General features: G+C 70.1%; 3 protein-coding genes. All 3 read right to left on the bottom strand.

Annotated elements, in window-relative coordinates:
- Positions 1–1,914 (bottom strand): YncE family protein (locus A7A76_RS00500; protein WP_206409350.1); only part of this gene is annotated, 1,914 nt, incomplete at its 3' end.
- Positions 1,911–8,765, bottom strand: coding sequence for a hypothetical protein (locus A7A76_RS00495; RefSeq protein ID WP_206409349.1), 6,855 nt, complete (start codon positions 8,763–8,765; stop codon positions 1,911–1,913). The genes A7A76_RS00495 and A7A76_RS00500, both read right to left, overlap by 4 nt.
- Before the next feature lie 567 nt (positions 8,766–9,332).
- Positions 9,333–11,063 (bottom strand): DUF885 domain-containing protein (locus A7A76_RS00490; protein WP_206409348.1); only part of this gene is annotated, 1,731 nt, incomplete at its 5' end.

Genomic DNA, 11,063 nt, shown 5'->3' with positions numbered 1-11,063 from the left:
GGCCTGCAGGCTCAGCGCGAACTCGGCGGTTTCGCCGCGGCGCACGCGCTGCTCGCCGGCGCCGAGCCAATGCAGCGTCCACGGCCGCGCCGCCGCGGTGCGCGGCGCCGGTTCGACGTTCCAGGCCAGGCACTCGCGCAGCCGCGGCGATTCGCTGGCCAACGCCAGCACCATGCGTCCCTGCGCGGGCAGCTTGAAGGTCGCGCTGTAGCGGCCGCGGCCGTGCTCGCGCAGGCCGCGGCGGCTGATCGCCACCGCCATCGGGGTATGGCCGAACGCGCGGATGCCGCTGTCGGGCGCGTTCATGCCTTCCATGTAGTGGTAGACCGTGCGCTCGCCGGGCGCGGCGAAGAACGCGCCGGCGCCCTCCATGTTCTCGCTCATGCTCGAGGCCACCGGCAATCCGGCGAACGCGCCGACCGCCTGCGCGCCGGTCGGCAGGTATTGCAAGGTGGGTTCGCGCTCCAGGCTGGCCAGGCTCAGCATCGCCACCTGCCCGGTCTCCAGCGGGCGGATGTAGGCGTAGCGCTGGGTGAAGAACAGGTCGTAGGGGCGGCCGGACACGGTCAGGCTGCGCTGCAGCGCGCCGTCGGCGGCGGCCAGCACGTGCACGCGGTGCTGGGCGGGATTGAGCGCGAGCACGCGGCGGCCGTCGGGCGTCGGCCGCGCCGGGCCCAGGCCCGGTTCCAGGACGATGCGGTCGATCTGCGCGCCGCCGCGGCCGAGCCGGTGGATCGCGCCCTGCGCGCCGTCGACCACCCACAGCTGCGATTGCGCCGGCAGGTACAGCAGCGACAGCGGCTGGCCGCCGAGTTCGACCTCGCGCGCGAGCCGGCCTTGGGCGTTGTCGATCACGCTGACCCGGCCGCTGTCGCGGCTGCCGACGTAGGCGTAGCGGCCGTCGTCGCTGAAGGCGATTTCGTGGTGGCCCGGCGGCAGGCGGTAGCCGGTTTCGATGCGGCCGTCGGCGATGGCGTAGACGTCGACGCGTTCGGCTTCGGCGGGGTCGGCGGCGGAGTTTGCGGCGACGTTTGCGGCGGCCGGATCCGCAGCGGAACCCAGGGCCGGAACGGCAGCGGCTACGCGCGGGTTCGCGGCCGCTGTCCCGCTGGCGGGCGGCGCCGCTTCGCCGGCATCGCCGCGTTGCGCGATCCACAGTTGCTGGCCGTCCGGGCTCAACGCGAGCCGGGTCGGCCGGCCGCGCACGGCGATGCGCTGGCGCACCGCGAACTCCTGCAGATCGATCGCCACCACCTCGCGCCGCTCGGGCACGGCGACGTAGAGCAGACGGTCGTCGCCGGTCTTGGCCCAGTCGAACGGCCGCCCGCCCAGTTGCACCGCCGCGTACAGGCTGGAGCGGCCGGCGAAGCGCACCGCCGGGTCCAGCGCCGAGACGCTGCCTTCGGCGTCCAGCGTCAACACGTAGTAACCGGTGAGGTCCAGCAGCGGCCGCTGCATCAGCCCGCCGCCGAGGATCGAAGCGACGCGCTGGCCGCAGGCCGGCACCGCGCCGGAGGCGACCGAGACCTCGTGATCGAGCCAGGCGCCGAGCGGCAGGTTCGACAGCGGCTGGCCGTCGGCGAGCCGGCGCAATTGCAGCTCCAGCCGCACCGGATCGCCGGCGCGCGGCGCCGCCGCGGCGGCCTGCGCCGACGCCGGCGTCAGGCGCAGACGCACGCCGACGCCTTCGCGTTCGAAGCTGCGCTCCAGACAGACCGGTGCGGCGGCGTTCGCGCCTGTTGCCGCGGCGGCTTCGACCTGCGCCGCGGCGGCCGCGAACGACAGCGCCATGCACAGCGGCGCGGCGAACGCGGACAGCGCCCACGACCGCGTCGCCGCACCCAGGCGCCGGGCGGATGCGGCGCCGTTCGAAGCGCCGCCAAACCCGTCGCGCACGTAGCGCGCCCGACTCATTGCAGGCACCACGACCGCAGCGGCGCCGGCTTCTGCACCCGGCCCGCGTCGACCACCCGCACGATGCCCCACAACCCGTTGCTGATGCCGAAGCCGCCCATGTCGCGCCACAGGTAATCGCCGGCCACGCCGTCGCGGCCGCCGGCCGCGGTCAGCGCCACGTCGTAGTGCGCCATCGCGGTCACGCTCTCCTGCCCGCCCAGTTCCATCTGCAAGGCATTGCGGCCGATGCAGCGCGAGGCGATGCCCCACTCGCCCGGACCGCCGCCGTTGGGATAGCCGGCGTCGTCGACCTTTTCGGCCAGGTACGGATCGCGCGGCCAGACATGCCCGTGCAGGCTGAAGATGGTGCCGCGGCCGATGCCGGTGGGCATCAGCACGCGCAGCCGCGTTTCCATGCCGGCGGCGACGGTCATGATCGGCACGTAGGGCTGGCCGACCGCGGCGGTGGCGGTGCCGACCGAACCGCCGTTGCCGCAGCACGCGTTCGAGAACGCCTGCCAGGCCTGGGTGGCGCCGCCGAAGCCGTCGCGGCCGAACGGCGCGTCGGGCGCCAGGCCGAAGCGGAACCACAGCGGTTCGCTGCCGTAGTTGATCGCCATGTGGCCGGCGTCCTGGGCGTCCTCGGGCGCGGTCTGCAGCGGACTCATGCGCGCGTCCTCGCGCTCGGCGGCGAGGTTGGCCACCGGCGCGCCGTCGGCGTAGCGGAAGTTCAGCGCCTTCTGGTGGACGATGGCGAAGTCGCGCATCGTGCGCGCCACGGTGCGGCTGCCGGCCAGGTTGGCGACATTGACCGGATAGCTCACCGTCGCGGTGGCGCGGCTGGCGCGCTGGTTCGACTGGTTCGGCCCCGGGTTCTGCCGGTCGATGACGCGGTCGTCGTGGTACTCGCTCCAGCTCGCACGCTGCGGCTCGACGATCAACGCGCCGACCGCGGCCTTCTGGCCCTGCTTGATCCGGTCCGGCGGGGTCAGGTTGCTGCCGCCGAATTCGACCGGGACGAAGCGGCAGGACTCGGCCAGCTTGATCAGCCGGGTGGTTTCCGCCTCCAGCAGCGGATAACTGGCATCGCGCCACGCCAGCGCGGTGCGCGCGGCGCGCCCGTCCGGCGCCGGCGAGGCGGTGACGCCGTCGTCGAGGCCTTCGACTTCGAACACGAAGCTGGCCGACAAGGCTTCGGCGAAAACCTTCGCCTGCTCCGGATCCAGGCCGCTGTCCTCGATCGCGCTGGCGAACTCGGTTTTGCGCTTGTCGTCCTGCGCGCATTTCAGCCGGCTGTCGAATTCGAGCGCGCGGTCGAATACGCCATCGACGGCCTCGTCCTCGCCCAGCGGCGCGGCGTCGGCGACTTGCTCGTCCTTGTCTGGCCAGCCGGCCTCGGGCTCTCTCACGCTGCCGGCGACTTTCATGCAATCGCCCGCGGCGGCATTGAGCAAGCGGTTGCTTTCGGAATTGATCGCGGTCGGCGCGGCCTTGCCGGTACGGCCGGCGCTGGCCGTGGTGAAGCGGGCGAAGATGCCGTCCTTGGCCTCGTCGAACAATGCCTGATCGTAGAGCTGGGCCAACGGGCGAAGACGCGGATTGCCCGGGAAACGATTGAGCAATTCCCAGGAGACCTGCAGGTCGGGCTTGGAGGTCACCTCGCACGCCGCCGTACTGGTGTCGGGCCAGACGTGTTGCACCGCGGTGACGTCGAGCACGCCGGCATACCACTGATACACATAGCTGCGCCCCGGCGGCACCAGCGAGTTCTTGTTGACGCCGACCACGCTGCCGTCGCCGCTTTGCACGTCGTAGTGAACCATCTGCGGATGCAGGCCGATGTGGTTGGAGGCGCGGATGCGGTTGTTGTTGAACGAGGTCTGCGACGGCGTCGCGGTGGCGAAGCCGTGGCGGACGATGCCCGACAGCGAGGTGTAGCCGTCCAGGTCCGGCATCGCCCGGGCATCGCGCGGCAGGCGGTTGTGCAGCACGATCTGGGCGCACTCGCCGGCGGCGACGCGCAGCACCAGCGGTTCCAGCGGACGGCCGGCGCGCAGGCTGTGGCGCAGCGAGCCGTCGCGGTCGACCGTCACCGCCACGTCGTCCTCGCGCAGCAGCAGCACCGCGGTCGGGTCGTGCAGCGGGCCGGCGCCGTAGTCGATGCGGCGGCCGGTCGGTTTGTCGTTCTCGTCGACCTCCTGCAAGGTGATCCGGGTGTTGCGCGGGTTGTAGATCAGGCTGCCGCCGGCGCTGTCGAGCGAGGCGCCGGACGGGTTGGGGATCTTCACCTGCAAGGGATTGCCCAGCGCCTCGTTGGCCCGCACCGCGACCACGTGGTAGCTGCGCACCGGCGCCTTGAGCGGACAGTCGTTGAGCGCGACCTTGCCCTGGTGGGTCGCCAGCAAGGTCGGGCGCGGATTGCTCGGCAACGTCTGCAGCTCGTTCGCGCCCTTGGGATCGCGCCGGTTGCTGCTGCGCAGGACGCCCCACACCCCGCTCCACAGCCCGTCCTGGCCGCTGTCGACGGTGTACAGCCGGTCGGTCTGGTTGTTGGCGGTGGCATAGTCGACGATGCGCGCGGCGAAGGTGAACTGTTCCGACAGGCCGGTGTTCTGCGCGTTGCGCCAGCCCGAATGCGGCGCCTGGCCGTAGCCCGAGCCGCCCTGCAGCCAGGCCAGGCCGTTGATCGAGCCGTTGTGCTCGTGTTCGTGCGAGCCGGCCTGCACCTTGACCCGGATCAGGTCGCCCGAATAGGTGCGCAGGATCGGCGTGAACGGATCGCCGGCGAGCACCCCGTGGGTGAGCGGCGCGTAGGGCGCGTCGCCGCCGGCGGTGTTGAGCGCGTCGATGGCGCGGTCTGTGCGGGTCTGGAAGGCATAGGCGAGGTCGCCGCCGAAGCCGCGGTGCTGCACGCCGCGGGTGTCGTCGTAGACGCGCGCGGCCAGCGGTTCGTTGCGGTAGTTCACCACCATCATGCCGACATCGTCGGCCGAGATCGCCTCCGGGCACGGCCGCGGCGGCTTCTGGTCTCGCGTGTACACCGCGCCGGGCAGTTTGTTGGCCTGCGGGCCGCCGGGGCAATCGCGGTCGTACTGGAAGATGTCCTTGGCCACCGTGCCGGCTGCCGCCTCGACCGGCTTGCGCACCGAGGGATGGATCGCGTGCAGGTAGCTGTCCGGGCCGGCCTTGGCCTCTGGCGCGTACTCGTAGGGCACGCCGGCCTTGTCGACGCCGACGTACTTGCCCTTGAGGTAGGCGTGCTGGAAGTCGCCGAACTGGAGGAAGAACTCGCGGTGCGAATCGTCGCGCTTGTCGCCGTCGACGTTGATCGGCTTGCGGTCCTTGCCGGTGATGATCGCCTGCCAGGTGGTCGGGCCGCCGTCCTTGCGGCTGGCGGTGTCGTAGAGCCGGGCGCCGCTTTCGTTGTGGTACCACATCGAACCCGGCGGCTCGGTCAACATGGTCGCGTACAGGCCCAGTTGCTGGTGGGTGGACGGGCCGAGGTGGTCGTGGGTGAAGGTGATGCCCAGGCCGCGGTGGACGCCGGCGGCGTTGACCACCGGATCGGAGAACCAGCGCTGCAGCGTGGTGCGCGCGCCGAGCCAGTCGCACACGCGCGGGTAGGCGCCGTACTTTTTCTCGAATTCCTCGAAGTCGCCGCCGACCTCCTTCCAAAGCGCCTCGCAGTTCTCGCGCTGAAACTGCGCGGTGCCGAAGAACGGATGCGGCCGCGGACTCAGCTCCACGCCGCCGTCCAGGGTCGCGACCGGCGCACGGCCGGCCTTGATCTCGAGCTCGTTCCAATGGTTGATCGCGGCGATGCGCTCGCGCACCGCGCCCGGCGAGAACGTGCCGTCCTCGTAGTTCCAGCCGTTGGCGCTGCCGTCGGCCGAGGTCAGGTCCCACTTGGGCAGGTGGATGTGCTGGCCGATCACGTCGGTCGGCGTGGTGATCTGGTAGTCGTCGGCATAGAAATCCTTCGGCACCAGATTGGTGTGCTGGTACATCGCGCAGTCGAAGGTGTTCATGCGCAGCACCAGCGGCTCGGGCGGGCGCTTGCCGTCGAGGGTCGGCGCCACGTCTTCCCACAGCGACAGGATGCGCTGCTGCGGATAGTGGTAGCCGAGCTTGTTGAAGGTCACATCGAGCTGGATGTTGGCGCCCTTGTACACGCGCGGATTGGTCGCGCCGAATTCGATTCCGCCGGGCAGCGACTGCTTGACCGAGATCATCGCGTCCAGCGCCTTGCCGCCGAAGAACGCGCCGTCGCCGCCGGCGGTCAGGCGCTGGCCGCGGTCGTCGATGCACGGCTCGTTGTAGGGCGCGCCGGGCACCGCCGGCGCGCCGTTGACGATGAAGTCGGCGGCGGCGACGTTGCCGCCGCGGTCGTAGCGGTAGGACGGATGGGCGCGCCTGGCGTGGAACTGCATCGCCACCTGCTCCAGATCGGTGCCGCGCTCGTCGAAATAGATCGGCTTGGCCAGCTTGATGTGCTTCTTGGCCGAAAGCCGGTCGAGCACCGACTCGTCCTTGCCGCCCTCGACGTACCCGGCCAGCGCATGCCGCGGCAGGCCGCCGTCGAAGCCGCCCATGCCGGTCTTGATGCCGGCGACCGGGTCGGCGAAGGTGTCGACCATGTCCAGCGGCGGCGTGGTCGGGCGATGGCCGATCGCCGCGGGAATGCCGTAGTGCTCGGTCACGCCGGCGACCCAGAACGGATAGCCGGGATTGAGCAGTTGCTTGCTCTCCGGGAAGGTCAGCACCGCCTTGGAGCCCCGGCCGGTCTGCTTGGGTTCCACGTGCACGCGCCCGGGCATCGGCGGCAGCGCCTTGCCGGGCAGCGGCACCACCGCCGGGATCGGCGCGCCGGCGAGGATCTCGCCGTCGGGCAAGGCGCGCGCGCCGGGCGCCGGCGTGCCGTCGCGCAGGCCGTAGGGTTCGGCATGGAAGCCGTCCTTGCCGGCGTCGCTGACCTTGAGCCGGGTGCCGCCCTCGAACACATCGTGGTTGCGCCACATGTACCACATGCCCTGGGCGAAATGCGGGTAGAAGTGGCAGTGGAAGATCGCGTCGCCGACGGTCTTGTTGCGGTTGCCCGAGCCGCCGAAGGCGATCTCGTAGGTATAGCCCGAGCCCGGGCCGATGCCCTGGGCGTCGATGTAGTTGGCGTTATCGTCGTTGGGATTGAACAGCCACTGGTGGTTGTGCAGGTGGAAGATGTGCTGTTCCTTGCCGGCGTGGATGTTGCGGAACTTGACGAAGTCGCCGATGTAGCTGTGGTGGACGTTGGCCGGGTCGTGCGGGTAGTAAACGGCGGTGGCGAACGGCGGTTCGCGCTTGTCGTCGTTCCACACGCAGTCGCGGCGGAAGCCTTCGTAGTGCGAGGCGTCGTAGAACTGGCCCAGTTCGCGGCGCCGGTTGGCCTCGACGAACTCCGGCTGGCAGCGGCCCACGCGCAGGTTGACCGGCTTGTCCACCAGCATCGCCGCGTCGCCGACGGCGAAGGCGGACAGGAAGAATTCCTCGTAGGCGCAATCGATGCAGTCCTGCATCGGCCCGGCCTTGAGCCGGTTGGCGATGATCTCGGCGCCGACCCCGGCCGAGCCGTAGTTGATCATGAACGCATCGCGCACGCCGTGCAGGGTGTGGCCCAGTTCGGGATGCTCGAAGAAGTACGGAAACGCCTGGGTGGCGGCGTTCTCGTCGTGATAGATCGAGACGAACTCGCGGAACGGTTCGAGCCGGTTGGGCACGCTGGGATTGCGCTTGTTCACGCTCTCCAGCGGATAGGTCTTGGGATCGAAGCGGCCGTCCTTGTCGGTCGCGCTCATGACGATGGCGTTGACGTCGCCGTGGACGATGCGGTTGCCGTCGAGCATGTTGAGCACCGGCAGCCCGCCCTTGCCTTCCTCGCACCAGACGCCGCCGACGTCGCAACCCGGATACCTGGCTTCGTAGTCGACGATCGGCTGCCCGGCCCCGGTCGTGCCTTCCGCGCGGGTCGCCAGCCGCAGCTCCTCTTCGGTGACCTGGGCGCGATAGAACGCGGCGCCCTTGGGCTGCACCGCGACCGCGCCGAACAGGCCGACGCCGCTGTCGCCGGCGCTGCCTTCGCCGCCGAACGCCGCGCCCGGGTTGCTGACCAGGAACGCGCCCTCGGCCGGTGCGCGGAAGCAGTAGTCCAGGCTCTCGTTCGGCGCGGCCAGGCTGTTCTTGTTGCTGCCGGCGTAGGAGCTGTCGCTGACGACGCTGCCGACCAGTTCCAGCCCCTGCGGATGGAAGCCGACGCTGCGGCTGAACACCTGGTCGTCGATGTGGAAGATGCGCTCGTCGGCCGACAGCCCCGGCGCGTCCTTGGCCGCCTGGTTCATCGGATGCGGCGCGCCGAGCGGGTTGGGGTCGGAGTTGTAGGGATTGCCGGTGGTCGTGTTCGGCGGCGCGGCGTAGACCGCCAGCAGATTGGTCAGGCGCACATAGAGGTAGCGCCCGGCGGGCACGCGCAGCACCAGCGGCCGCGGGCGCAGGTCCGGGCGCAGCGCGAGCTCGCGGCTGCTGCTCTTCTCGCGCACCTTGTCGAACAGCTTCTGCCCTTCCGGGCTGTAATCCAGCGGCCGCCAGCGGGTGCTGCCGTCGGCCTGCTTGACCGGCGCCACCAGGTCGTGGCGCAGCGCGTACATCATCCAGTTGACGTTCTGCGCGCCGAGGCGGTTGAACACCATCGGATGGTCGATGGCGACCACGTCGGCGACGATGGCGTCGGCCGGGCATCCGGCGACCGCGCCCGGATTGGGCATCTGCGCCCGCGCCGCGCCGCTCCACAGCGCCCACCCCAGCCCCAAGCACGCGATCCATCCGATCTTGCGCATCATGTCCGTCGTCCTCCGTCCCTAGTGCGGACCCAGTGCGGACGCGAACCGGCGTTGCAGTGTTGCGCGCCGGTCCCTGGCCGCTGTCGATTCCCCGATCGATCTGTTTGCCGTTGCGGCCGCCCGCTGCGCATCGCCCCTGGCCGATGCCCGCGCGTTGCGGCTGGTTTTCAGCATAGGCACAGCCGTCCCATCGAATGCGACAGAACGCCGGCGTGCGCGTGCGCCGATCGACGGCGAACAGACGCTCGACAGGGCTTTCGGGACAGCAGCCGATGTGCACGAATCGCGTGCAGCAAGCGCAGGTTCGCGCGCAGAATTCCGGATCAGATATCGCTGGAGATCAGCGGCTCAACCAATTGAAAAGATTGGTTCTTCAATCCCGTAAACAGCAGCGGCCACGCCCCTCCCTACGCATTGGAGTTGCGTGGCGTATTTGTGTTTTTTTGTGCCGAGCGGCACTGCGCATGCGTGCGCAGAGCCGCTCGCGTTGCGCGGCGGCTCCGACGAACGGTCGCCCGCCCGGCAGCGATTGCGGCGGCGCAGCGCGAACCCGCGCCGCCGCCGCGCTCAACCGCGGCGTTGCGCCGCGATCCAGGCGTCGATGCGCGCTTCCAGCACGCTCAGCGGCACCGAGCCGGTCGCCAGCACCTGGTCGTTGAAATCGCGCAGGTCGAACTTGTCGCCCAGCGCCTGGCGCGAGCGCTCGCGCAATTCGCTGATCTTGAGCTGGCCGATCTTGTAGGCCAGGGCCTGGCCCGGGGTGCCGATGTAGCGGTCGATCTCGTTGACCACGTCCTGTTCGGTCTTGGGCGCGTTGTCCATGAAGTATTTGATCGCGCGCTCGCGGCTCCAGCCCTTGGCGTGCATGCCGGTGTCCACCACCAGCCGCACCGCGCGCCACATGTCGTAGGACAGCTGGCCCATGCGGTCGTAGGGATCGTCGTACAGGCCCATGTCGTAGCCCAGGCGCTCGGCGTACAGACCCCAGCCTTCGCCGTAGGCGACGAAATAGCCGGTGCGGCGGAACAGCGGCGCGTCCGGCAGCTCCAGACCGCGGGCGAACTGGAAGTGATGGCCGGGCACCGCCTCGTGCAGCGACAGCGGCACCATTTCCCACTTCGGCCGCGATTCGGGCTTGTACAGGTTGACGTAGTAGAAACCCGCGCGGCTGCCGTCGACCGCGCCGGCGAGGTAATACGCAGTGGTGGTGTCGGGCGCGATGTTGTCCGGGATCGGGCGCACGCCGTAGGGCTGGCGCGGGATGACCTTGGAGATCTTCACCAGCTCCGGATCGATCCGCTTGGCCATGGCCTGGTAGGCCTCGAGCAGTTCGGCCGGGGTCTTGTAGAAGAACTTGGGATCGCTGCGCAGGTAGTGGAAGAACTCGGCCAGCGAGCCCTTGAAGCCGACCTCGGCGCGGATCTTCTCCATCTGCGCGCGGATGCGCGCGACTTCCTTGAGCCCGGTCTGATGGATCTGCTCGGCGCTCAGGCCGGTGGTGGTGTAGTAGCTGGCGAGGAAGTCGTAATAGGCCTTGCCGTCGGGCAGGTCGCTGACGGCGATGCCGGCGCGGGTCTTGGGCAGGTAGTCGCGCTGGAAGAATTCGCCGAAGCCGCGGTACGCCGGCACCACGGTCTGGGCGATGACCCGCTTGGCCTCGTCCTGCAACTGCGCGCGCTCGGCCGCCGGGACGCTGTCGGGGAAGCGCGCGAACGGCTTGTAGAACGGGCTGCGGGTCGGATCGTCGACGACCTGCTTGGCGATCTGCGCCGGCACCCGCTCCATCAGCACCCGCGGCGGGGTCAGCCCGGCCTTGAGGCCTTCGCGCATCAGCGCCTGGTTCTGCTCGATCATCGCAGGCACCGCGCGCAGCCGCGCCAGCCAGTCGCGGTAGTCCTTGGCGCTGTCGAAGGCCAGGCCTTCGACGATGCCGTCGGCGGTCTGCACCCCGCCCTGCTGGCTCAGCGGCATCAGGTATTCGCGGAAACGCTGGCGCTGCACCGAGCGTTCCAGGCCCCAGGCGAAGGTGTCGTAGTTGAGCTGGTCCTCGGCCGACAGCGCGGCGCGGTCGATCGCGCGCAGCCGCTCCAGCGCGCGCCGGTCGCCGTCGGCGCGGGCCTGGATCGCGGCCAGACTTACGTCGGTCCAGCGGTCGTTGAAGCGCTTGTCGCCGTTGTAGCTGGCGCTCTCGGGGTTCTCGCGCAGGCCGCGCTCCCATTCCTCATCGAACAGACGGTGCAAAGTCTCGGCCTGGGCCGAGCGTGCGGCGGCGGGCGCGGCGGCGGCCGCGGGCGCGGC

This window comes from Lysobacter enzymogenes, assembly GCF_017168095.1.
In the GTDB taxonomy this organism is placed as follows: Bacteria; Pseudomonadota; Gammaproteobacteria; order Xanthomonadales; family Xanthomonadaceae; genus Lysobacter; species Lysobacter enzymogenes_D.
Note: the sequence above shows the minus strand (reverse complement) of the source record. Positions and strands in the feature narration are given on the sequence as shown.

Bases quoted from the DNA above. Each gene is read 5' to 3' on its own strand.
- A7A76_RS00495 (WP_206409349.1), bottom strand. From the start codon at position 8,765: ATGATGCGCAAGATCGGATGGATCGCGTGCTTGGGGCTGGGGTGGGCG.